The sequence below is a fragment of the Lactococcus taiwanensis genome (genome assembly GCF_014905395.1).
Classification (GTDB): Bacteria; Bacillota; Bacilli; order Lactobacillales; family Streptococcaceae; genus Lactococcus; species Lactococcus taiwanensis.
This window is the reverse complement of the sequence record NZ_BNDT01000007.1, coordinates 1-24,336: the sequence shown is the minus strand read 5'-3', so window position 1 is coordinate 24,336 and position 24,336 is coordinate 1. Positions and strand designations below refer to the sequence as shown.

Here is a 24,336-nt window from a genome sequence, read left to right as displayed (position 1 = left end):
TAGATGAATGAAAAAAGTTATCGGATTGACTGGTGGGATTGCGAGTGGAAAATCAACGGTGGTTGATTTTTTGATTTCTAAAGGTTACCAAGTGATTGATGCAGACCAAGTGGTTCGCCAATTGCAGCTTCCAGGTGGAAAATTATATGAGGCCATTGTTTCACATTTTGGGCGTGATTTTATTGATAGTAGTGGCCAACTTGATCGAGCGAAACTAGGAAAGTTGGTTTTTGCGGATCCTAATAAACGACAAGAGTTATCAACAATTCAAGATGACATTATTCGTCAAGAACTTTATGCTCAAAGGGCGCGTTTATTAGAAAAAACGGAGATAGCAACAGCTTCTGGGGATAAGAAATTTGCTGATCATTTACTGATGGCGCCGTCAGTAGATGAGGTATTTTTCATGGATATTCCACTGCTTCTTGAATATAACTATACTGGCTTTGATGAAATTTGGTTGGTCTATATTGATGAAACTAGGCAATTAGAACGCTTAATGGCTCGTAATCATTTCACAAAAGAAGAAGCCAAGCAACGTATCGCGGCACAAATGCCTTTGTGGAAAAAACGAAAAGTAGCCGATCGTATTCTGGATAATTCAGGAAGCATCGCAGAGCTAGAAAAACAAGTGGAGGATGCATTAATGCAGTTAAATAGAAAAAAGAGAGGTGAATCAAACGAAAACTGTTAATTGGCAAAGAAACTTATTCATCACGTGGATTGGCTGTTTCTTTGTAGGCTCTTCTTTTTCGTTGGTGATGCCTTTTTTACCCTTATACATCCAAGGTCTAGGTGTCAAAGGCGGAAATGTTGAGCTTTATTCTGGCTTGGCTTTTTCTTTGACTGCCCTAGCTTCCGGACTGGTGGCACCCATCTGGGGAAGATTAGCCGATGAACATGGCCGTAAAGTAATGATGGTGCGCGCAAGTATTGTAATGACCCTGACGATGGGTGGGCTTGCTTTTGTCCCCAATGTTTGGTGGTTGCTGGGTTTGCGTTTGTTGATGGGCTTTTTTTCAGGTTATATTCCTAATTCGACTGCAATGATTGCTTCGCAGGCCCCCAAAGATAAATCGGGTTATGCTCTAGGTACTTTGTCAACGGCGATGGTTTCTGGAACACTAATTGGTCCTTCACTAGGAGGTTTATTAGCGCAGTGGTTCGGGATGTCCAACGTCTTTTTAATCGTTGGCGGGCTGCTCGCTTTGGCGACTTTTTTGACCATTTTCTTTGTACATGAAAACTTTGAACCTGTGCCAAAAGGAGAAATGCTCTCTAGTAAGGAAATTATCAATAAAGTGAGCAATAAACAAATTCTTTTTGGCTTATTGGTAACTACTTTTATCATTCAGATTACTTCTCAGTCTATCGAGCCATTTGTTACTTTGTATATCAAGACTTTAACAACAAACACGAATAATTTGATGTTTATATCGGGTTTGATCGTTTCAGCGGTGGGGCTTTCTGCCATGCTTTCCTCTAGTTTTCTGGGGCGTTTGGGAGATAAATATGGTTCGCATCGCTTGATACTGATTGGCCTTGTCTTCACTTTCGTGATTTATTTACCAATGGCTCTTGTTCAAAATCCTTGGCAACTGGGGATATTACGCTTTCTTCTTGGTTTTGGAACTGGAGCTTTGATGCCTTCAGTCAACTCTTTGTTATCTAAGATTACGCCAAAAGAGGGGGTTAGTCGGATTTTTGCTTATGCTCAAATGTGTTCGAACCTCGGCATGGTAACAGGCCCGCTAGTCGGATCAGCCATCGCGGGTTATATTAGCTATCGTGCAGCTATAGTAGGAACAAGTCTATTTGTGGTAGTAAATATCATTTGGTCTTTCATCAATTTTCGAAAGTATCTGGGGAGACGGAGTATTTTATAAATGAGAATAAAAATCACATTACGCTGCACTTCATGTGGCAATAAGAATTATATCAGTAGTAAAAACAAAGCAACGCATCCAGAAAAAGTTGAGACCATGAAATTTTGTCCTAAGGAAAGGCTTGTAACCCTTCACCGCGAGGAATAACATGAATAAAAGTTACTGACAGCTCTGTCAGTAACAAAAAACATCTGTCAGTAGTCCTTGAGAGATGTTTTTTTAATTTATCGGATTAAGGGGTGAAAATTATTCATTTAACTGAAAATCCTTTCAAAAAAATGATATAATAAAAAAGATAAAATGAAGACGAAGATATATGAGATGATTTAAATAATGAGAAATGGATTAAAAAAAGCAAACTTCTTAAACTATTCTATTCTGATACCCTACCTGATGCTGTCAGCTATTGGAATTGTTATGGTTTTTTCAGCAACAGTACCTTATCAACTTACAAGGGGCCTTTCACCCTATCGACTAGTTATTACACAATCTGCTTTCATGATGCTAAGTTTCGTAGTGATTGCCATTATTTATCGGATGAAGCTTAAAGCTCTGAAAAGTAAAGGAATGCTCCTTTTTATTTGGATTATGCTGGTTTTATCTATGATTGCTGCACGCCTGTTTTTCCCTCCAGTAAATGGAGCACATGGCTGGATTCCAATCCCGGGTGTGGGAACAATCCAGCCAGCAGAATATGCCAAAGTATTTGTGATTTGGTATCTTGCTTCAGTGTTTTCTAGAAAACAAGAGGCTATTTCCACTGGTGATGTCCAGGAACTCTTTAAAGGGAAAAGCCTTTTTCAGCGCCTCTTTGGCGATTGGCGCTTACCAGTAATCAGTCTCTTGCTTCTTGATATCATCATGCCTGATATGGGGAATGCAGTCATACTCGCTGCCTTAGTCATGGTAATGGTGGGAGCTAGTGGGATTTCTTGGCGTTGGTTTAGCGGCTATGGCAAAATTATTTTGACAGTAGCGGTAGCTTTCTTAGGGCTTTTATTTGCGACAGGAGGACATCTGATTCCCTCGTTCCTACCGATTTCATATATTAACGCTCGCTTTAAAGCTTTTGTTAATCCTTTTAGTGATTTAGCCAACTCGGGTCACCAGCTTGCAAACTCTTACTATGCTATTGTTAATGGGGGTTGGGTTGGTCGTGGTTTAGGAAATTCTATCGAAAAAAATGGCTATTTACCTGAAGCACACACTGACTTTATTTTCGCGATTGTGGTGGAAGAATTAGGCGTTATCGGAGGGATTCTGATTCTTGGGATATTATTTTTCTTGATTGTACGAATACTTTTGGTAGGAATAAGAGCGCGGAATCCTTTCAATTCCCTTATGACTATTGGGATAAGTGCCATGTTTTTGATCCAGGTCTTCATTAACGTGGGGGGAGCAATTGGCTTGATTCCTGAAACGGGGGTTACTTTTCCTTTCTTGTCCCAAGGGGGATCATCTTTTCTAGTGCTCTCGCTAGGGATTGCCTTTGCTTTAAATATCTCAGCTGATGAAAAGCGGCGGGAAGTCTCTGAACTTTCAAACCGCTATGGTTCTTTGAGTAATGAGAGCAACTGACCAACTGGTCAGTTGTTCAAAAGTATTCAAAAATACTATCATTAAAGATTTCAGTGCAGCCAATGCATGCTTTAGGTAAGAAAAGTGTGTCAATCAGGGCTGATTTTCTTTAAAACCAAAAATAAGGAGTTCAATGTGAAAAAACTGCTCGTGGCCAATCGTGGCGAAATAGCTGTTCGTGTCTTCCGTGCTTGTAATGAGCTCGGCCTTTCAACAGTAGCCGTTTATGCAAGAGAAGACGAATATTCTGTTCATCGCTTTAAAGCGGATGAATCTTATTTAATTGGTCAAGGAAAAAAACCAATTGATGCTTATTTAGACATGGATGATATCATTCGTGTAGCACTTGATGCCGGAGCGGATGCCATCCACCCTGGTTATGGCCTCTTATCAGAGAACCTCGAATTTGCTACAAAAGTGCGTGCAGCAGGGCTTATTTTTGTTGGACCAGACCTTCATCATCTAGATATTTTTGGAGATAAGATTAAAGCAAAAGCAGCAGCAGACGCTGCCAAGGTTCCTGGTATTCCAGGGACGAATGGTGCGGTCGACATCGAAGGCGCATTAGAGTTTGCAGCTACCTATGGCTATCCTGTTATGATTAAGGCTGCACTTGGCGGTGGTGGCCGCGGGATGCGTGTTGCACGGAATGAATCTGAGATGCGCGACGGCTACGCACGTGCAAAATCAGAAGCTATCGGTGCGTTTGGTTCTGGGGAAATTTATGTTGAAAAATATATTGAAAATCCTAAACATATTGAAGTACAAATCCTTGGCGACAGTCATGGGAATATTGTTCATTTGTACGAAAGAGACTGCTCCGTTCAACGGCGTAACCAAAAAGTAATTGAGATTGCGCCAGCGGTAGGCTTGTCTGAAGCTTTTCGTAAAGAGATATGCGAAGCAGCAGTCAAACTTTGTAAGAATGTCGGATATATCAATGCGGGTACGGTTGAATTCTTAGTAAAAGACGACCAATTTTACTTCATCGAGGTCAATCCCCGTGTACAAGTGGAACATACAATTACAGAATTGGTAACCGGAGTTGATATTGTCCAAGCACAAATTTTGATTGCTCAAGGAAAAGATCTCCATAAAGAGATTGGCCTTCCTCAACAGGACCAAATCCCTCTTTTAGGCTCTGCTATACAGTGCCGCATTACGACGGAAGACCCTGAAAATGGCTTTTTACCAGATACAGGAAAGATTGATACTTATCGTTCACCAGGTGGCTTTGGGATTCGTTTAGATGTTGGCAATGCTTATGCGGGTTACGAAGTGACGCCTTATTTTGACTCTTTGTTGGTAAAAGTTTGTACGTTTGCTAATGATTTTAAGGATAGTGTTCGAAAAATGCAACGTGTTCTTCGTGAATTCCGTATTCGTGGAGTTAAAACCAACATTCCATTTTTAATGAATGTTATTGAGAATGAAAACTTCACAAGTGGACAAGCCACAACAACATTCATTGATAACACACCAAGCCTCTTTAACTTCCCACGTCTACGAGATCGAGGCACAAAGACCTTGCATTATCTTTCGACCATCACTGTAAATGGTTTCCCAGGTATTGAAAATACTGAAAAACGGCATTTTGATACCCCACGTCAACCAGAGTTATTGATTGAAAAGAAAAAGACAGCTAAAAATATTTTAGATGAGCAAGGTGCAGATGCGGTTGTGGATTTTGTCAAAAATACTAAAGAAGTGCTTTTGACTGATACTACCTTACGTGATGCACATCAATCACTTTTAGCTACCCGTTTGCGTTTGCAAGATATGAAGGGAATAGCTTCCGCTATTGATCAAGGTTTACCTGAGCTTTTCTCTGCTGAAATGTGGGGTGGTGCAACCTTTGATGTTGCCTATCGCTTCCTCAATGAATCTCCATGGTATCGTCTTCGTAAGCTTCGTAAACTGATGCCAAACACGATGTTCCAAATGCTTTTCCGCGGCTCAAATGCCGTAGGTTATCAAAATTATCCGGATAATGTTATTGAAGAATTTATTCGTGTAGCTGCCAAAGAGGGCATTGATGTTTTTCGAATTTTTGACAGTTTAAACTGGTTACCACAAATGGAAAAATCAATCCAAGCAGTGCGTGATGCAGGGAAAATTGCAGAAGCTACGATTTGTTACACAGGGGATATCCTTGACCCAACTCGCCCTAAATATAGCATTCAATACTACAAAGATTTAGCTAAGGAATTGGAAGCAACGGGGGCTCATATTTTAGCTGTCAAAGATATGGCCGGAGTTTTGAAACCACAAGCAGCTTATCGCTTGATTTCTGAGTTGAAAGATACAGTTGACTTACCTATCCACTTACATACGCACGATACATCTGGAAATGGAATTATCACTTATTCGGGTGCGACACAAGCGGGTGTTGATATTATTGATGTTGCAACAGCCAGTCTTGCTGGGGGAACTTCTCAGCCATCAATGCAGTCCATCTACTATGCTCTTGAGCATGGTCCACGTCATGCAGCGATTAATGTCAAAAATGCAGAGCAAATCGACCATTATTGGGAAGATGTACGTAAGTACTATGCTCCCTTTGAAGCTGGCATTACGAGCCCTCAAACAGAAGTCTATATGCACGAGATGCCTGGTGGACAATATACTAACCTCAAATCACAGGCTAAAGCTGTAGGACTTGGGCACCGTTTTGATGAAATTAAAGCCATGTACCGCACTGTCAATATGATGTTTGGTGATATTATTAAAGTGACACCATCTTCCAAAGTAGTGGGCGATATGGCGCTCTTTATGATACAAAACGAGTTAAATGAAGAAGACGTTTATGCACGTGGTAGCGAACTAAACTTCCCAGAATCAGTTGTTTCATTCTTCCGAGGTGATTTGGGACAACCTGTCGGAGGTTTTCCAGAGAAACTTCAACACATTATTGTGAAGGATAAAGCAGTTCTGGCTGATCGACCTGGTCTGCATGCAGAAAAAGTTAATTTTGCTGCTGTTAAAGCCGAACTCGCAGAAAAAATTGGCTACCAACCTGGTGATCATGAAGTTATTTCTTACATTATGTACCCACAAGTTTTCTTGGATTACCAAAAAATGCAACGGGAATTTGGTGCGGTGACACTGCTAGATACGCCTACTTTCCTTCATGGAATGCGTTTAGGAGAAAGTATCGAAGTCCAAATTGAAAAGGGGAAAACACTCAGTATTCGCCTTGATGAAATTGGTGAGCCAGATTTGGCAGGGAATCGTGTTCTCTTCTTTAATCTGAATGGACAACGTCGTGAAGTCGTTATTAATGACCAATCTGTACAAACGCAAGTTGTTGCTAAACGCAAGGCTGAAACAGGAAATCCAAACCAAATCGGAGCAACGATGCCTGGTTCAGTTTTAGAAATTCTTGTACAAGCTGGTGATAAAGTTTCAAAAGGTCAAGCACTGATGGTCACTGAGGCGATGAAGATGGAAACAACGATTGAAGCGCCATTCGATGCTGAAATTAAAGAAATTTTTGTCATTAAAGGTGAAGCCATTCAAACACAAGACCTGTTGATTGAATTACTCTAAAAAAAAACTTACTGACAGAGCTGTCAGTAAGTTTTTATACTAAAAAAGACAACTTTAAGTTGTCTTTTTAAATGCTTTATTTTAAAGAATTATTTTCCATGATTTCATCAATAAAACCATATTCTAAAGTTTCTTTAGCGTCCATCCAGTGGTCACGTTCAGCATCCTTATGAATTTGTTCCAAAGATTTACCAGAATTATCAGCTAGGATTTGTTCCAGACGTTTACGTGTTTTTAAAAGTTGTTCCGCAACGATGGCCATATCTGTTTGTTGAGTACCTTGTCCTGCACCACCCATTGGTTGGTGGATGAGGTACTCAGCGTTTGGTAACATGAAACGTTTACCTTTAGTACCACTAGAGGCGATGATTGTTCCCATAGAAGCAGCCATTCCCATTACGATTGTTTGTACGTCAGATTTGATAAAATTCATTGTGTCGACAATGGCAAGTCCAGCTGAGACAGATCCCCCAGGCGTATTGACATAGAGGTAGATGTCTTTCGTATTATCTTGCGCATCAAGAAATAGTAGTTGTGCAATAATACTGTTGGCCATACCGTCTTCGACTGGACCTGTTAACATGATGATACGGTCTTTCAAAAGACGTGAGTAGATATCATAAGCGCGTTCACCACGGCTTGATTGTTCAATAACAGTAGGGACTAAGTAACCCATAAATTGAATCTCCTTTTAAATAAGATCTGAATATTTCTCTTTCAAGAAACGATTCAGTGTTTTTATTAGTTACTATTATAACGCATTGGTCAAAAAAGGTCAAAGAAAATACTTTTAAGATTTTTTTAAATAAAAGTGCAATAAAAAAGAGCTTTGACTTTCTTAACGCTTTCAAATTTGTTATAATATTCTCATGAATACAGAACTTATTATTGCAATGATCTTTGGTTTAATTATTGGTGCATGGCTGATGGTAGCAGGGATTTACATCTACAAGATTTATGATGAAAACCGCTATAAAAAGCGTTTAACAATTGAAAAATTACTTCGGGAAATTGAAGTCCGTAATACGCTCAATCAAAAAGTAATCGAAATTTTGAATCGCCCAATTACAGGTGATGATAAGGCCTTGATTAACCCGCAGAGTGACGTAAAAGTCCCTTTTTATGATTATAATTTTTTGAAAAATTATACTTCCATGTATAATTTATACATTCCAACTTACTTTTTGAATACCTTCTTTAAAAAATTATCACATCATTTGGCTGTTTTTGACGATGAGCAAGACTTGAAAAATGGAGGGTATATTTTTAAAGAATCACGCTCAATTTTTGAAAATTTCTCAGTAGAAATTACAGACGATATTGAAGCTAAAAAGCGAGAGCTCCAAAAGGCGAAAAACGTTTATCCTGCAATGCTTAAAAAGCAACATTATAACATTTAATAACCATAAAAAAAGCACTTATTTTAGGGTGTTTTTTTCTTTTTTAATTTTTGAAAATAATTATGAAAAAACTTTGAAAAGGTCTTTTTTTAAGTTTATAAATGTGGTATAATTGTACAATCATTGATGTTTAATAGTATTAATTAATTAAATAAATATAGACGAAGGAGAGACGATGATCACAATTTATACAGCACCCTCTTGTACAAGCTGTAAAAAAGCTAAAACTTGGCTTTCATATCACCATATCCCATTTAACGAAAGAAATCTCATTGCAGATCCATTATCAACAACAGAGATTAGCCAAATTTTGCAAAAGTGTGATGATGGTGTTGAAGGATTGATTTCAAGTCGAAATCGTTTTGTCAAGACTTTAGGCGTTGATTTTGAAGATATTTCACTTTCACAAGCAATCAAAATTATCTCTGAAAATCCTCAAATTATGCGCCGCCCCATCATCATGGATGAAAAACGTCTCCATGTAGGTTATAACGAAGAAGAAATTCGTGCCTTCTTGCCCCGTACAGTCCGTATTTTGGAAAATGGCGGAGCGCGTTTGCGTTCAGCAATTTAAAAAACATTCATTATTATTGGAATTTTTATAGACGCAATAGCGTCTTTTTTTTGTAAGTTTACTGACCATTCTGTCAGTAAGCTTACAAAATCAATAATTCCATCAATAGTGAAGCTTTTTAATCGTCTGATTATAAAAAATAGCTTTTTATTCACTTTTACAATAAAATAGAATTGTAAGTCAAATTTGTATTAGACAAAATAAAAATCATAGAAAGTTTGCATATGGCGACTCAACCAACCAAAGATAAAATTATTAGTAGCAGCTGGGAACTTTTAGAAGAACTTCCTCTCACAGAATTTTCAATGCGTAAGTTAGCTAGTCGGCTAGGAATGACAGTGTCTTCTCTTTACTACCATTTTTCAAGTAAAGAAGCACTTTTTGCAGCACTTATTGATAAAGCAAGTCTTGAAATTATTTTTCCAGCAAATGAAAAAACATGGCAAGACCGCCTTTTCGTCTATGGTAAAAATATTTATGCTGTTTTAGAAGCTTATCCAAACCTCGCACAATTGATGATGGATTATCCACCAGAATCTGAGAACTATCTTCGGCTCTTTGATAAACTTTTAATGATTGTAGATGATCTCAAGCTTTCTGATGATCACAAATTTTACACCATTAACCTTTTTCTAAATTTTATTTACACCAGTAAAATAGATCGTGATCGTTTAGTAGAGCAACCCGAAAAACCCGTTTCTACTGTCAAAATTCCTCTGGTACAACTGGCTCCTTTTCTTGATAAATATTGGCGAACTGAAAGCCTTACTAGTCTTGGCTCTTCTGAAAGTTTTGAGTTTGGTTTACAGCTTATTATTTCAGGAATTGAAAAAATGCTTAAAATTAATTAATTTATAGAAAACTTCCTGAGGAAGTTTTTTTCTTGACTTTATTTCAGAACAATGGTATTATTTTTACCGAACAGTGTTCTAAAAATATAAAAGAAGGTTCTTTATGAATAATACTAATGATTTTAATTTAAAAAAAGTCTTACCTGCGGTTTTAACAATTGCAATTGGAATGCTTTTAGTAATGATGGATACAACCATTATGAATGTCACTCTTCCGCATATCCAGTCTGCTTTCCATCAAAATCTCTCAAATAGTCAGTGGGTTATTACTGCTTATACTTTAGCTATGGCCACAGTTATTCCATTTGCTGGATTTTTGGGAGACCGCTTTTCAGATAAAAAAGTTTTTGCTTTAGCAATCATTTTTTTCACTATCGCTTCATTTCTTGCAGCTAATGCTCACTCCCTGCAAAGTCTTATTATTTGGCGAATTGCTCAAGGCTTAACTGGTGGCGTTGTTGCTCCAATCGGAATTGGGATGTCTTTTAAAATTATCCCAATGGAAAAACGAGGTTCAATGATGGGCCTTCTAGGGTTACCAATGTTGCTCGCTCCAACAATAGGACCTGCACTTTCAGGTTTCTTAGTTAAACACTTCAATTGGTCAACTGTCTTTTTGATTAATCTTCCGGTTGGCATTCTCGCCTTAATCTTTGTTCTCCTCTTTCTCCCAAATTTTCCTGCAAATAAAGCAAGCAAAATTGACTTAAAAGGGACTCTTCTTTCTCCATTTGCCTTTCCAATTTTAATTTATGGTGTCCACGTTGGGGCAGATAAAGGCTGGTCAAACCCTGCTGCGCTCCCTTTTGTAGGGCTTGGTTTAATCATGTTGCTTTTATTCATTATTGTTGAACTACGTGTTGAAAATCCTCTCTTACACCTTCGAGCTTTTACAATTCCTGAATTTACAAAAGGAATTTCGCTCATGTGGCTCAATCAAATCGTTGTTTTCGGGGCCATGCTTCTTGTCCCACTTTACTTACAAAATGTCGTCGGACTTTCTTCTGAAAAAACTGGCTTAGTCATGGTTCCACAGGCTATTGCGAGTTTTTTAGGTATGACAATCGGTGGACGTATTTTTGATAAATTTGGGACGAAAGCCGCAGTTCTGCCGGGATTTCTGCTTGGTGCTTTCAGCTTGACCCTTTTTACTCAAATTAAGCCTAGTTCATCTTTACCTTTCACTATCGGTGCCATCGTTTTACTTGGTTTAAGTCAAGGTCTGGTTAATATGCAAGTTAATAACCACGCCCTTCAGTCTGTTCCCATGAAAAATATCAGTCGAGTCACTCCTCTGACCAATGAAATGATGCAAGTGGTTAACTCTTTTGCAATCGCCTTTTTAACGGCTTTTTTAAGTGGTCAAATCAAAAATCAGAATGGGCTTTCACCTATAAATAGTCATTTGATCGCTTATCACCATACTTTTGCACTTTTACTCGGCTTTGTATGCATAGGATTTGTATTAGGTTTATTTTTAAAGGAAAAAAGAGACAAAGTAAACCAGCGTTGATAATGGAAATATTATCTCCCATTCTGATTTATTTTCAAAAAAACTATTGACTGTTAATTAAAATAATGTTAGAATTAAATTAATTTAATAAATGACTAGGTTGGGCGCAAGCTTTCAAGACATATCTCCAAGGGTGAGGAGATAGTTTTGAAGGTTTGCGCTTTTTTTGTTGTTTATAAGAAGAAAGGAAGTTGAATGAAATTTTATCAGCAAACTACAAATAATCTACTGGAATATTATGACCTCCAAATCGAACGGGGTCTTTCACGCGATCAAGTAAATAGGAACCGATCCGCTTACGGCGAAAACAAGCTTCCTGAAGAGAAAGAAGAGAGCTACCTCAAGGTATTTTTAAAAAGTTTTAAAGAGCCGATTGTTGTTGTTTTATTAGGTGCAGTTGCTCTATCTTTTTTTAGCGCTATTTACTCTTTCCAAGTAGTGCATGATTCGCAACATGGTAAGGAAGCTCTTTATGAAGCTATCGCTATTGCGATTCTTATTTTAATTAATGCTTTCTTAGGTTTTTGGCAGGAAATTAGTGCACGAAAAAATTTAAATGCATTAAAAGAAATGAATAATCGTTTCGTATCTGTTATTAGAGAGGGAAGTATAGAGAAAATACCCGCGAATGAACTAGTCGTAGGCGACCTTGTCAAAGTTGGAGCAGGCGATTTTGTTGAAGCTGACGTGCGGTGGCTAGAAGCTGATGAACTTCAACTTATAGAAGCGCATTTGACAGGAGAAGCTGATGCTATTATAAAAATTACGGCTGCTATCAATGAAGAGGTTGAGATTGGTGATCAAAAAAATATGGGATTTTCGGGATCAGTAGTTTCAAGTGGTCAAGGCATAGGTTTAGTTGTGGCAACAGGAGTACACACTGAGTTAGGAAAAATTTCTCAGCTGATGAAAAATGTGTCAGTAAAACAATCACCACTTCAAGAAACTGTAAAAAAATTGACTAAAACCCTAATGAAAATATCTGCAGGAATTGTCGTGCTTACTTTTATTTTCGGATTAATTAGTTCGGGTGAGCTTTCTGTGGCTTCAGTGACTACAGTATTTTCAACTTCGATTGCTCTAGCAGTAGCTTCTATACCAGATGCTCTTCCAGTTGTTTTATCCATTGTATTGACGATTGGTGCAGTAAAGATGTCCAAAAATAAGGGCTTGATTAAAACGCTAAGTAGCGTAGAGACGCTCGGAAGTACCTCTTATATTTGTTCAGATAAGACTGGTACTCTGACTCAAAATGAAATGACAGTAACAAAATTCCATGCGAATGGGCAAAGTTATAAGGTAGAAGGATTAGGGTATCATACTACAGGAGATATAGCTCCTGAAACAAAAGTGACCCAGCAAAAAAATTATGACTCCTTTATGAGAGGAATCGTCTTATGTAATGATTCGCAAGTAAGAGAAGAGAACAAAGTAACAAAAGCTTTCGGTAATCCGACTGAAATCGCCCTAACCGTGCTTGGTAAGAAGGCAAATTACGATAAGGTAAATATATTACGCGATGAACAACTCATTAGAACCCTTCCTTTTACGAGTACTAGAAAAATGATGAGTGTGGTAGTTAAGCAGGATGGGAAGTATTATCTCTATACGAAGGGAGCCCCAGATGTATTGATTGATAAGTGTTCAGGAGTATTAATAGAGGACAAAGTAGAACAAACGGAGAAAGCCAAAACAGATTTCCTAGCCGTGGTGGATGCCTATGCTGAAGAAGCGCTAAGGACATTAGCAGTAGCTCAGAGAGAGTTAAGTGAAGAACAGGCTTTAAGCGGCTCAACAGATGAATTAGAGAAAGACTTTATACTTACTGGTGTTGCGGGAATTATTGACCCTCCTCGCCAAGAAGTTAAAGAATCAGTTAGGCAGCTCCATGAAGCTAATATAAATGTAGTGATGATTACAGGGGATCATGAAAAGACTGCTCGAGCTATCGCCTATGATTTAGGAATAGTAGATTCAAAAAATGCCAAAGTTTTAAAAGGAATTGACCTTGAGAAGATGTCTGATGAAGAGCTTTTTGAAATAGTAACTAAGGTGAGGGTTTACGCTCGGGTAACACCTGAACACAAACAACGAATTGTAAAACAACTTCAAGCGCACGAACAGGTAGTCGCAATGACCGGAGATGGAGTAAATGACGCACCTGCTTTGCGAGCAGCTGATATTGGTGTTGCGATGGGGATTACGGGAACCGAGGTTACTAAAGATTCGGCAGATCTAATCTTATTGGATGATAAGTTTACTACTATCGAAAAATCTGTTTACAGTGGACGAACCATATATGCAAATATCAAAAATTTTATGAGGCATGAGTTGACAACGAATGTCGCTGAAGTCCTCGCGCTCATCTTGGGACTGCTCCTATTTAGAAAAACAGTAGGTAATGTAGCAGCTATGACCCCTACGCTTACTGCCTTAATGGTGCTTTGGGTCAACATGGTAAGTGATGCTATCCCTTCTTTTACATTAGGTTACGATGTTGCAGAAACTGATTTGATGAAAGAAAAACCAAGAGATCCGAGGCAATCAATTCTTGCTAATTATACATGGTCACGTGTACTAATCCGGGGCGGTATCATGGGAGCAATGGTATATCTAAGCTTTTTATTAGCTGCCCGTAGTGGAATGGAGACTAGTGAAGCTCAGACTGTGGCTTTTCTTACACTGGTTTATGGTCAATTGTGGCATGTTTTTGATGCTAGAAGTTCAAGGACACTTTTTAGAAGAAATCCATTTGAAAATAAACGCTTAGTAGTTGCAGTATTATTTGCTGGTTTTTCCTCCTTTTTAGTTACAATGCTTCCTTTCTTTAATAATATAATGGGAACTGCACAACTTACACTACCCATTTACCTTCTGGTTCTTTTTATACCAGCTCTACCTACTTTAATTTTATCCGGCATCAAGGAAATCTTTAAAATTAAGATCTGGTAGTGAGTATTAGTGACTTTAGAAATAGGACAAGGAGTTATTTCTGTGATTGGAAATCTCATCTATGAAATCTAAAAATTTGCAAATATGAATAAAATGTCTTATTATATGATTTATCAATTATTGATTAATCAACAATTGAGGAGACTTAATTGCAATAATTGAAAATAGACTAAAAAAAGGAAAATAACCGATGATTGTTGTTAATGCAAAGTTTTATATCGCTGATGATAAGAAAGAACAATTCCGAGGAGAAATAGAAGCGTTGATTACATCCTCAAAAAAGGAAGAGGGGTGTCTTGACTATTCATTATATGAATCAGTAAGTAACCAGAACGAGTTTGTAATGATAGAGAATTGGGAAACAAAAGCATCAATTGAACAACATAATTCAAACCCACTTTTAAAAGCTTTTGCTCAAAATCTGGCGAATTATAGTTTAAAACAACCCGTATTGCATATTATGGAAATAAAAGAATAATAGGATATTCATTTAAAAAAATGAATGTCTAAAAAAATAAAGCTAGCGTTATAGTAAGGATACGCTAGCTTTTTGTTATGTGTTAAGAACTTTCCTGAAATGGAGTAAATCAATACAGTGAATTCAAGTTTTACCTCAGAGTTAGAAAATTTATTAAGAGTTACACATGCTTTGAGTTTAACTAAAAAGACAAGGAAACTTATTTAAAAATTTTTGAAGCACGGACCTAAAAGTGCTTAATCATGATAGATTAGAAATCAATTAAAAATAAAAAAGAAAACTGTTGGAAAAGTAATAAAAAGATGATAGTATATGATTGTGGAACATGTTGGAATTTCAGGAGGAAAAATTTATGACGAGTCTATTAAAAAAAAACACCATTGCTTGCGGAGCACTAGTAATCTTTACTAGTGGTTTGGTTTGGAACATGCCCTATCAGGCATTAGCAGAAATGGTTGTTTTATCGCAAGGTACAGAGATTATGGGTGAAACTGATGGTGTAATCAAGAATGGTCAACCTCAGAAAGTAATAGCGGGTAATGGACAACCCTATGAAATTTGTAAAGGAGTGAGCGTTTCGGGAGAAAAGGGAAATTCACTGTGGATTTTCACCTCAACTGAGGATGCAGAGCCTGGTACTATTATTACTGTACAGGTATGTGGTACAGGAAATACTTATATGACTTTTATCATAAAAGTAAATGGTGCAGGATCTTATATTTTGAACACTAGTAGCTACGGTAACTTAAATCAAGGTCTAGCTTTAGAATCACTAAGTGTTCCATCTAAAGCAATAGGAAAAGTTCTCGTTCACTATGTTGATGAGGAGGGGATTGCTATTGCTGATGATAATTTACTCCCCATCGAAAAATGGGTGTACGGTACTACTCCACCTCTTTATGATACAACTGTAGCTCCCTATTATCAAAAGAGAATTGAATTTAAAAATGAAATTTACGAAGTAGATGAAAATAAGCAACCTTATAATGTTAAAGGCAGCTATAAAGCAGATCAAACTGTAGAAATAACATATATTTATAAGAAGAGTAAAGTAGAAATTTCTTCCGTACAGAATTCTGGTGGTGTTATTGTTCATTACGTTGATGAACAAGGCAATACGATAGCTGATGATACCCAATTGCCAATGGTCATGTGGGAAAAAGGGGAGGCTGCTCCACGATATGACACAACGATTGAGCCCTATTTCAAGTACGAAATAAATTATAATGGGGAACAGTATTATCTGGACAGAAAACGATTAGCAACAAATGTGAAGGGAGAATACCAAGATACTCAGACTATAGATGTAACTTATTTCTATAAGAAAAAAACTTTAATGCCAACAAGTGATAGAGTATCTGGCAAAGTTGTTGTACGCTATTTAGATAATCTTGGTAGAGCTATTGCCCCGGATATAATGCTTCCACAACTAAGTTGGAAGAAAGAACAAGTCGCTCCCTCTTATGATACATCGGTAAGTCCTTACTACATTGAAAGAATTAATTTTCAGGGAAAAATGTATGAAATTGACAAAGAAAATTTACCGTCAAATATAATAAGTAATTATAAATCTGGTCAGTTAACAGAAGTCCTATATGTATATAAGCTCTTAAATAAGGAGAAATCTGTAGAGAAAACGCTGAAGCAAACAAATACACTCAATAATTTTAAAAACACTACAAATAAAATAGAAAAAAATGAAAGTAAAGCAATCGCAAAAGTGGAACAAGTTAAAACGGAACACTCGAACACTATAATTTTAACGCACCATGAAATGATATTACCGGACCTAAACGAAAAGCGAAATGCTTTGTTTTTAAGTTTTGTTGGATTATTTATGTCGGGTGCCGCTCTACTTATGAAATCGAAAAAGTAAACTGGTAATACTTATCAAAGATACTTATAGTTCTGTCAAAAAGCTATACTAGATGAGTGGTATAGCTTTTTGTAGTTTTATAACAGATATATTGAAGCTTAAGCAATACAGTCTAACAATTACGATGACGTATAATAACAACTAGAATCATAGAAAACAGCGCTGCTTTCTGACCTTTTTATTGTTGGGCATACACTTTTTAAATTGTTCCATGTTCAAAACAAGGATATAATAAAGGTACATCAGAAATCCCAAGAATAGGAGAATCAAGGTGGAGATAATAAACTATAATAGAGTGCTGGAGAACCTAAGTTTTAAAGAAGCATTATTGGTAATGAAAAAATCTTTTTTAGACTATAGTAATAAAGCAATAACTCAAACGGCTCGAACTGTAATGGAGTTACCAGATGGAAAGAATAAAAATATATTTGCTTTAATGCCTGCTTACTTGGGAGAGAAGCGTTTTTTTGGAGCCAAAATTTTGACGGCTTTTCCTGATAATCATAATAAAAACATTCCTTCCCACGTTGGTGAGATTATATTATTTGACTCCGAAAATGGTCAGCCCGTTGCAATTGTTGATGCGAATGCTATTACCTGGATTAGGACTGCCGCGGTAACCGCTCTAGCTACAAATTATTTAGCAAGAAAAGATGCTCATAATTTAACGCTTATTGGTAGCGGTCAGCAAGCCGCTTCGCATTTAGAAGCAATACTAGGTATAAGACCAATTCAAACAGTAAAAGTTTTTGATTTAAAACAAGAATCAGGAAGAACTTTTATTAATAGAATGAAAAATCTACATCCGGATTTGTCATTCATTAATTGTCAAACTCTTGAAGAAGCTACTAATAATACTGATATCATTTGCACATTAACTTCTAGTAAAGAGGCATTTCTAGGGAAAGATATAGTTGAGGAAGGAACACATATTAATGCGATTGGTACATTCACACCAGATACCAGGGAAATAAAAAGTGATTTAATGGCTCAAAGTAAAATATATGTCGATGACTATGAGATGGCACTTAAAGAGAGCGGCGATATTATTATTCCAATTTCTGAAGGAAATTTATATCCTGATAGTATAGTCGGTTCTTTGAGTGAGTTAGTATTACATGATGAGTACATAAGAAAAAATGAGAAGGATATTACCCTCTTTGATGCAGTGGGACTAGCTATTGAAGATCTCTGTTGCGCTGAGTATTTATATAACAAGTTAACAAAAGGAAAAGATATACAATGAAATTAAAATATTTCGTAGTAGATGCATTTGCTAATAAAATTTTTGAGGGTAACCCAGCTGCTGTGTATATTCTCGATCAATGGCTATCCGATGAACTTATGCAGAATATAGCTATCGAAAATAATCTGTCTGAAACTGCTTTTGCTGTAAGTCATGATGATTTTTATGAACTGAGATGGTTTACTCCTGATAGAGAAATAGATCTGTGTGGTCATGCTACGCTAGCTACTGCTTTTGTACTGTTTAATTACTATTCAATTGATGGTGACACTGTAAACTTTAAAAGCCAGAGCGGTGATTTGATTGTCAAAAGAGATAAGGACTATTATTCCATGGATTTCCCGAGTATTATGCCAAGGAGAGTGGAAATTCGTCCAGAATACGAAAAAGCAATAGAAGCCCCCATTCGCCAAGCATTTTTATCCAGAGATTTATTCTTTGTACTTGAGAATGAAGAGACAGTAAAAAATCTAAAACCTAATTTCTCTAAAATTCAAAAATTCGAAGAAGGGGTGGGGGTGATAGTGACTGCAAATAGTTCTGAGTTTGACTTTGTATCGCGAACATTTTTTCCTAAACTGACTATCAATGAAGATCCAGTCTGTGGTTCTGCGCACTCTAATTTAATTCCCTATTGGGCTCAAAGGCTTGGAAAAAATCAACTTCTAGCCTATCAATGCTCGCCCAGAGGAGGATATTTAAAATGTGAATTTAAAGGAGAACGCGTGGTGATTAGTGGCAGAGCGGTATTATATTCAGAAGGTTTTTGCTTTGTTTGAAAAATCGGTATAAACGAATAGATAGAACTTAAGGAAGCAAACTCATGATTAGGGTGTACTATAATGGACATTTAGATGCCTCTACTAAAAAAATTTATGACTGGTTATATCTGTACAAAATAAAATTTGAAACCATTAATGAAAAGGATATAACAAAGAATATTGTAAAAAAAATGTTAAGCCTTTCTGATTATGGCTTTAGTGAGATATTAGTAAATAAAAAAGTAAGTACTGGACTAAATAAAACAATTTATTCGAAATATAAAATTGATAATCTATCAACAGAGGAATTAATACAACTCATACTTGTTTATCCCTCTTTATTAAGATCCCCTATTATATATGATGATAAAAAAATTCTTGTTGGTTGTGATCGCTATGAACTAAGAAGATTTTTAGCGGACTAGAAAAATCATATAGGTAAGTGGATTAAATACTTGATTTTCTAAATGTTGTTTTTCTTTGCAATGGTCTTCGTGATAGTAAAAAGTACTAACGAGTGTTAGTACTTTTTACTATCCCTTTGAGTTGTATTGACGCTCACAAAACTTTCTTAGAGAAGTGCATATAAATTTTTAGGCGTATAAACCCAAACTTTTTAACTCTACTTAACTGGTTGGCAATCCTTGCTGAATTTATTTTTATATAAAGTTAATCCCAGACTAAGAAATATGAACTATTCGCTCTTTTTCGATAATTTCTAGTCCTCTTTTCAAATCTTCAAGGCTATTCGAAGATAAGGAGATTCTTATAAAGGAATCGGGTTGAGTTTGAGTAGAAAATCTCTTAGAGTGATAAACCCTAATTCCTCTTTTTAAAAGATAACCTTCAATTTTATTTTGTTTATCCTTTATTAAATTTTTCTTTAAGGGGAGGGTTCTAAAAAGAGGATAGTAGTTACTCGGTCGAGTAGGGTTTATTTCTTTAAAAACCTCATCAAATATTTCATTTGCTCTTTTTGTAAATTTAAATTTTTCTTCTAATAATCTCTGTGCAGTTGAACTTTGCAATACTTGATTTACGATTTCGGCGTCAAGTCCTGAGGTTTTTACATTTATATTAAAAATTGCTTTTTCTAAACTTTTTGCTAATTTTGGTGGATAAGATAAGAATGCGACGCGTAGGCCGGAACCAATGTATTTAGTCACTCCCGCTAGATATATCGTCTGCTCGGGAATAAGTTGTTGAAAAGGCGGGATAACATCTTTTTGAAAATAAGTCGTCAAAAAAGAGAAACTATCATCTTCAATAACGATTAATCCTTCTTTTTTAATAATTTTTGAAAGTTGGATTCTCCTTTCAAATGAAACTTGAAAGCCCATAGGATTATTGCATGAAGGCATTAAAAATATTCCATGAATTTTCTTTTTTAAACATTCTAGTTCAAGCTTGTCAGTACACATTCCTTGATCATCATAATCTATAGGTACTATTTCTAAGTGGTATAAATGAGCAAGTTCGATGAAGTTTGAATACGTAAATCTATCCACAGCGATACGATCTCCAGGAGAGAATAATGCTGCGAGGACAATGGCTAAGCCATTTTGCACACCAGAGACAATGGCTATATTTTGCGTAGAAGCAAAAACTCCCTGTGTATCAAGCCATCTTGCGGCGGTTTTGAGCTGTTCAGGAGTACCTTTAGGATTTCGATAGTTCAGCAAATCAATTAAATCTGTTTTTTTAGCGACAGATTGAATAAAGGGGATAATGAGAGAATTACATTGATCGAATGAACTTACTAAACCGAAATCAATAATTTCCTCTCCAATATCATTTGTAGATATCGTCGAAGCTTCATAAGCATTGGGCGAGGTGTAGGTCCCTCGCCCAATATTAGTGTATAAAAGTCCTTTTTTTATTGCATAGCGATAAGCTTGCCCAACTGTAGTAAAATTTAAATCTAAGAAATCGGCCAGCTCTCTTTGTGAAGGGAGTTTGGTGTCTTTTGGAAGCTTACCTGATGAGATGTCTTCTTTTAGTAATTTTACGAGTGACTTATATATTGGACGTGCTAGACGGGTTTTGTCAGGATGCCAAGTTAAGGAATCCTCAGAATATTTATTAATTGGCATGTTTACTCTCTTTCACTATTTTTAACTAATAAAATTATAGCATTTAGGAATATTTATCCTTTGAAATTATTATATGCCATACAATCCAAATTTATTATAACTTAAAATGCGAGTAATTACTTCTGCATGAATAAAATCAAAAGTTTAATCCTGCAAGATTGTATGAGATACAAAATAATGGCTTTAAAGTCTGCTTAAATGAGGTAAAATATAATTCTATTAAATGTTTTGCATAAGTTATATAAGGAGTAACAATGTATAGATTTAGATTGTTTAGCCAAAAGATTGAAAATATGAGCGATAACTTAGAAAAATCATATGAATTATTATTGAGGCACGAAAGTAGAGACGTATTTCCCGTTAAGGAATTTGGTAACATAGTTTCTGACCATAGTAAGCACGAAAACTTTATTATTTGGTTTACAGATTCTATATTATCTATTTTGGAAGCTTATCCAGATATTAACATTAGTTTTAATTTAGATCATCAAGAATTAGAATATGATGAGACATATGTACGGTTACGAAAACTTCTTAAGTTTAAAAGTAGGATAACAATTGAAATTACTGAAACACTGCCTATATCACGTAAAACAGACTATTTCAGTGATATTAATATTTTAGCCTTTAAAAAGCTAAAAAGTATGGGTTTTAAAATAGCTTTAGATGATGTTGGACAAGGGATAAATTCCCTAGGCAACATGCTCCGCTTATTGGATATTGTGGATAGAGTGAAGTTTTCTACACTAAATTTTCGTTATATAGGATATCTCAATGTCCAAGTTTTTTTATCCATGATTGCTAAAATTACTTCAAAAGCAGGTAAAGAATTAGTTGTAGAGGGGATAGAAGAAGCCCAATTTTCTAGCTGGGTAGGTGAAAATATAACACAACTTCAACAAGGATTTTTATACTCCGTTCCTAAAATAATTTGGCCACGAGAACATGAAGGAGTGCTGGTTAAAAAATAATGGAAAATTATGTAGAACTCCTCTTCTTAATTGTTATAACATTAACGAGTTTTTTAGCACAAAATTTTTGGTTTAGTTATATTATTCTCGAGAGCTATTTTGATGATGAAGAAAAAACTTCTAGAGATCAATATAACTTTTATAAAAATATTCTCATTATTGTTTTTTGTGGATTTCAACTCTTATGTTGTAGTGTTGTTTTTTATCCCAATTTATTTTTATATCATGAAACCTTTCTCAGTATATTAGCAGGTACTGTCATGCAAGGTGCACTTGTCTATTTATACATGTTCTTTTACGATGAAAAATTAGTAACCCTACTACTACTATTTTGGAGTTTAGGCTACAGTATGATTAGTATTGTTAAGCACCATATGCATTCCCTTGTATCAATGATGCTCATTTTCCTATTCACTTTCGTTTTGATCATATTAAACTGGTACTTCAAGCACACGCGCGTTAAGTGGTTATATAAAAGATATAATGTCATCTACTCGTTTATATACAGTTTCGCTTGGTCTATGTTTCCACTAATTGCTGTAAATGACTTATTTTTAAATAAAAAACATCTCTGCTTTTTAGTAATTTGGATAAGTGTATGGTTTTTTTCTTGTCTTATTTTCCTGATTAATAGAAATATAAAAGGACGAGTTTTAGAATATAATATGCGCTTAAGAGAGGCTTCAATAGACTATTTGACTAAGATAGGGAATAGGGCTAGTTTTGAAAAAAATCTAGAAAAGTCATTTCAGTTTTACAAAAAGGTAAACTCTTCTTACTCCTTTGCTTTATTTGACATTGATAAATTTAAAGAAATTAATGACACTTTTGGTCATATAGCTGGTGACAAGGTTCTAGTAGAAGTAGCTAAAAATTCAGAAAAAATTCTTTTTACCCATTTTAAAAATTCTAAGCTATATAGAGTGGGGGGAGATGAATTTGCGATTGCCTTTAGGGGGAGAAGTGGGGACGAGGTGCTCCCTATTTTAATAGAAATATCAAAAAAGATAAACAGCCACCCTATTAATTACAAAGGTAAAGTTATCAGTGTATCAATATCTGCAGGGTTAGCAGAGATGTCAACTAAAAATTTAGTCGCAAGGGACCTTTATGAAGAAGCGGATAATTATCTTTACTATTCAAAAAAGAATGGGAGAAATAAAGTTACTTTTAATGGTAAATTATATTAGTTTAAAAGTTTTAAATTAGCATATGTTAACAAATTGATGAGTAAGTTATGTGGATTTGTAGAGTTCAAAGAACTTATTTTATATAAAAAACCCTCTATCTTCTAGATAGAAGGCTTTGCTCTGCAATGGATTAATCAAGGTATATGAACTTATATCGTTATGAAGATTTGTCAGTAGAGAAAAAAATCATAAAAACTTCATCCTCCTCATCCAAAACCATACAACGCCACTAATTATTAAGGAAACTGCTAACACTAAGAGAAAACCGAAAGCCATTCCCTCAAAGGGTAGCTTCACATTGACGCCCCAAAAACCATAAATGATGGTCGGAATTGTAAGGACAATAGAAATTTCTGTCAAAGTTTTCATGATCGCATTCAATTGGAATGAGCTAAGGTTAGTGATCATAACATCGAGATGGCCAAGGTAGCTATCATAAGATTTAACAAGTTTTTTCAAAGTATCCAGACTTTCTTCCAATTGAATCGTTCCGTTTTCGCCTTTGGTTTCAAGATGAAGTAAGTCTTTCTCACGTTTGAAAAATTCGATTAATTTATCATCACTATCATAAGTTAAGGTAAGGGTAATCAAGTGTTTCTTTAATTGAAGAAGGTCATTAAAAATAGGACGAATAGGGCCAGAGGTACTAATTGAAGTTTCTATAGCTGTAATTTCATCCCGTATCTTGCGCGCATCATCCGACATCTTTTCTAGTGCCGCATTCACTAACCCAACTAAACCTTCCCCATCTGTCATTTCTTGGTTTTCATGATTCTCTAGAAAATGTAAAATGAATTCTTCTTTTTCCTCGGTGATGATAAAAGTAGTGTTCTGAAATTTTAAAATAATAAGAGCGTTGACCATTCGTTCAATATGTTCTTCCGTTCTTGCTTTGGGGTAAAGTAGAAGAAGCGTTACAATATTTTCTGCTCCTGATTTATTTTTCACCTGATACTTTGCTTCTTTTTCATCATAAAATAAGGATTGAATATCGATTTTGTAGAGCTGGCGCAAGTGCTCAAAAAAGGTTTTCGTAGGGTGATAGAAATAGATGATATTATCATTCTTTGTATCTTTCAAAGTTTTTATGGCACTTTCGTCAAGTCCCTCAGTTTTTAATATCTTATATAGAAACATCCAATATCCTCCTCAGGCTAGCCCATAATTTTAGGATTAAATGATTATCAGTGATAAAGCGCGCATGGTTAAAAAAGAAGACCTCTAGAAGAGGTCTTTTAGTGTCTATAAGCTAGACAACTAGTTGACCCGTCCTTTTTCAGGTGTCATATCATCAACTTTGTCTTTCACTTTATCTACTTGTTTAGAAGTGAATTTACCAGTGCTTTGTGCAGCACCTACCACACGGTCTTGCACTGTGACTTCATCCTCTTCTTGTTCAGCTTTAGTTTTGATATCCG

General features: G+C 35.9%; 20 protein-coding genes, 1 pseudogene and 1 other annotated feature. Of the genes and pseudogenes, 17 read left to right on the top strand and 4 right to left on the bottom strand.

Annotated elements, in window-relative coordinates; translation table 11 throughout:
- The first annotated feature begins 7 nt into the window (after positions 1-7).
- The 5 genes from coaE to JKP71_RS08400 all read left to right on the top strand — a co-directional run bounded on the left by coaE (position 8) and on the right by JKP71_RS08400 (position 7,013).
- A complete protein-coding gene (gene coaE / locus JKP71_RS08420) occupies positions 8-694 on the top strand; it encodes a dephospho-CoA kinase (RefSeq protein ID WP_200407691.1) in 687 nt (228 codons plus the stop codon).
- Positions 672-1,886: a multidrug efflux MFS transporter gene (locus tag JKP71_RS08415; RefSeq protein WP_200407690.1), complete on the top strand. Its 1,215-nt coding sequence runs from the start codon at positions 672-674 to the stop codon at positions 1,884-1,886. The genes coaE and JKP71_RS08415 overlap by 23 nt, the downstream gene beginning before the upstream one ends.
- Entirely contained in the window at positions 1,887-2,033 is a 147-nt protein-coding gene (gene rpmG / locus JKP71_RS08410; RefSeq protein ID WP_075524491.1) for a 50S ribosomal protein L33, read from the top strand.
- Positions 2,034-2,219: 186 nt separating this feature from the next.
- Positions 2,220-3,464: an FtsW/RodA/SpoVE family cell cycle protein gene (locus JKP71_RS08405; RefSeq protein WP_075524492.1), complete on the top strand. Its 1,245-nt coding sequence runs from the start codon at positions 2,220-2,222 to the stop codon at positions 3,462-3,464.
- Positions 3,465-3,599: 135 nt separating this feature from the next.
- Positions 3,600-7,013 (top strand): pyruvate carboxylase, encoded by a 3,414-nt coding sequence (locus JKP71_RS08400; protein WP_200407689.1) that lies wholly within the window; start codon positions 3,600-3,602, stop codon positions 7,011-7,013.
- 76 nt (positions 7,014-7,089) lie between these two features.
- On the opposite strand, the gene JKP71_RS08395 is transcribed toward JKP71_RS08400, so the two are convergent.
- Positions 7,090-7,689: an ATP-dependent Clp protease proteolytic subunit gene (locus JKP71_RS08395; protein ID WP_075524494.1), complete on the bottom strand. Its 600-nt coding sequence runs from the start codon at positions 7,687-7,689 to the stop codon at positions 7,090-7,092.
- A 193-nt stretch (positions 7,690-7,882) separates the two neighbouring features.
- Here JKP71_RS08395 and JKP71_RS08390 point away from each other — a divergent pair, with 193 nt between their 5' ends.
- The 10 genes from JKP71_RS08390 to JKP71_RS08345 all read left to right on the top strand — a co-directional run bounded on the left by JKP71_RS08390 (position 7,883) and on the right by JKP71_RS08345 (position 19,089).
- Entirely contained in the window at positions 7,883-8,413 is a 531-nt protein-coding gene (locus JKP71_RS08390) for a hypothetical protein (RefSeq protein ID WP_075524495.1), read from the top strand.
- Between the two features lie 175 nt (positions 8,414-8,588).
- Positions 8,589-8,987, top strand: a complete 399-nt coding sequence (spx, locus tag JKP71_RS08385) for a transcriptional regulator Spx (RefSeq protein WP_058213129.1) — start codon at positions 8,589-8,591, stop codon at positions 8,985-8,987.
- Positions 8,988-9,211: 224 nt separating this feature from the next.
- A complete protein-coding gene (locus JKP71_RS08380) occupies positions 9,212-9,838 on the top strand; it encodes a TetR/AcrR family transcriptional regulator (RefSeq protein WP_200407688.1) in 627 nt (208 codons plus the stop codon).
- 103 nt (positions 9,839-9,941) lie between these two features.
- Positions 9,942-11,351 carry an MDR family MFS transporter gene (locus JKP71_RS08375; protein ID WP_200407687.1) on the top strand — a complete coding sequence of 470 codons (1,410 nt, stop codon included), beginning with the start codon at positions 9,942-9,944 and terminating at the stop codon, positions 11,349-11,351.
- A gap of 98 nt (positions 11,352-11,449) precedes the next feature.
- Positions 11,450-11,494, top strand: a sequence feature (sodium ion sensor (DUF1646 type); this cis-regulatory element may regulate processes involved in with the transportation of sodium ions).
- 52 nt (positions 11,495-11,546) lie between these two features.
- The gene (locus JKP71_RS08370; protein ID WP_200407686.1) at positions 11,547-14,303 is read left to right on the top strand and encodes a cation-translocating P-type ATPase; all 2,757 of its coding nucleotides are present in this window, start codon (positions 11,547-11,549) and stop codon (positions 14,301-14,303) included.
- 190 nt (positions 14,304-14,493) lie between these two features.
- Positions 14,494-14,781, top strand: a complete 288-nt coding sequence (locus tag JKP71_RS08365) for a putative quinol monooxygenase (protein ID WP_200407685.1) — start codon at positions 14,494-14,496, stop codon at positions 14,779-14,781.
- Between the two features lie 352 nt (positions 14,782-15,133).
- Positions 15,134-16,657 (top strand): MucBP domain-containing protein, encoded by a 1,524-nt coding sequence (locus tag JKP71_RS08360; RefSeq protein ID WP_200407684.1) that lies wholly within the window; start codon positions 15,134-15,136, stop codon positions 16,655-16,657.
- Between the two features lie 271 nt (positions 16,658-16,928).
- Positions 16,929-17,903 carry an ornithine cyclodeaminase family protein gene (locus JKP71_RS08355; RefSeq protein ID WP_200407683.1) on the top strand — a complete coding sequence of 325 codons (975 nt, stop codon included), beginning with the start codon at positions 16,929-16,931 and terminating at the stop codon, positions 17,901-17,903.
- Entirely contained in the window at positions 17,900-18,682 is a 783-nt protein-coding gene (locus JKP71_RS08350) for a PhzF family phenazine biosynthesis protein (RefSeq protein WP_200407682.1), read from the top strand. Before JKP71_RS08355 ends, JKP71_RS08350 begins: the two co-directional genes overlap by 4 nt.
- A 44-nt stretch (positions 18,683-18,726) precedes the next feature.
- Complete coding sequence (locus JKP71_RS08345; protein WP_200407681.1) at positions 18,727-19,089, top strand: ArsC/Spx/MgsR family protein; 363 nt, start codon at positions 18,727-18,729, stop codon at positions 19,087-19,089.
- Positions 19,090-19,344: 255 nt separating this feature from the next.
- Here the strand turns inward: JKP71_RS08345 and JKP71_RS08340 are convergent, their stop codons facing one another.
- Positions 19,345-20,757 carry an aminotransferase-like domain-containing protein gene (locus tag JKP71_RS08340; protein WP_200407680.1) on the bottom strand — a complete coding sequence of 471 codons (1,413 nt, stop codon included), beginning with the start codon at positions 20,755-20,757 and terminating at the stop codon, positions 19,345-19,347.
- Between the two features lie 254 nt (positions 20,758-21,011).
- Between JKP71_RS08340 and JKP71_RS08335 the strand changes: the two genes are divergently transcribed.
- Positions 21,012-21,728 carry an EAL domain-containing protein gene (locus JKP71_RS08335; protein WP_200407679.1) on the top strand — a complete coding sequence of 239 codons (717 nt, stop codon included), beginning with the start codon at positions 21,012-21,014 and terminating at the stop codon, positions 21,726-21,728.
- On the top strand, positions 21,728-22,918 hold the full coding sequence (locus tag JKP71_RS08330) for a GGDEF domain-containing protein (protein ID WP_200407678.1): 1,191 nt from the start codon (positions 21,728-21,730) through the stop codon (positions 22,916-22,918). The genes JKP71_RS08335 and JKP71_RS08330 overlap by 1 nt, the downstream gene beginning before the upstream one ends.
- A gap of 186 nt (positions 22,919-23,104) precedes the next feature.
- On the opposite strand, the gene JKP71_RS08325 is transcribed toward JKP71_RS08330, so the two are convergent.
- Positions 23,105-24,055 carry a CorA family divalent cation transporter gene (locus JKP71_RS08325; RefSeq protein ID WP_200407677.1) on the bottom strand — a complete coding sequence of 317 codons (951 nt, stop codon included), beginning with the start codon at positions 24,053-24,055 and terminating at the stop codon, positions 23,105-23,107.
- Positions 24,056-24,175: 120 nt separating this feature from the next.
- A pseudogene (locus JKP71_RS08320) lies at positions 24,176-24,336 on the bottom strand (Asp23/Gls24 family envelope stress response protein); the annotation flags it as partial.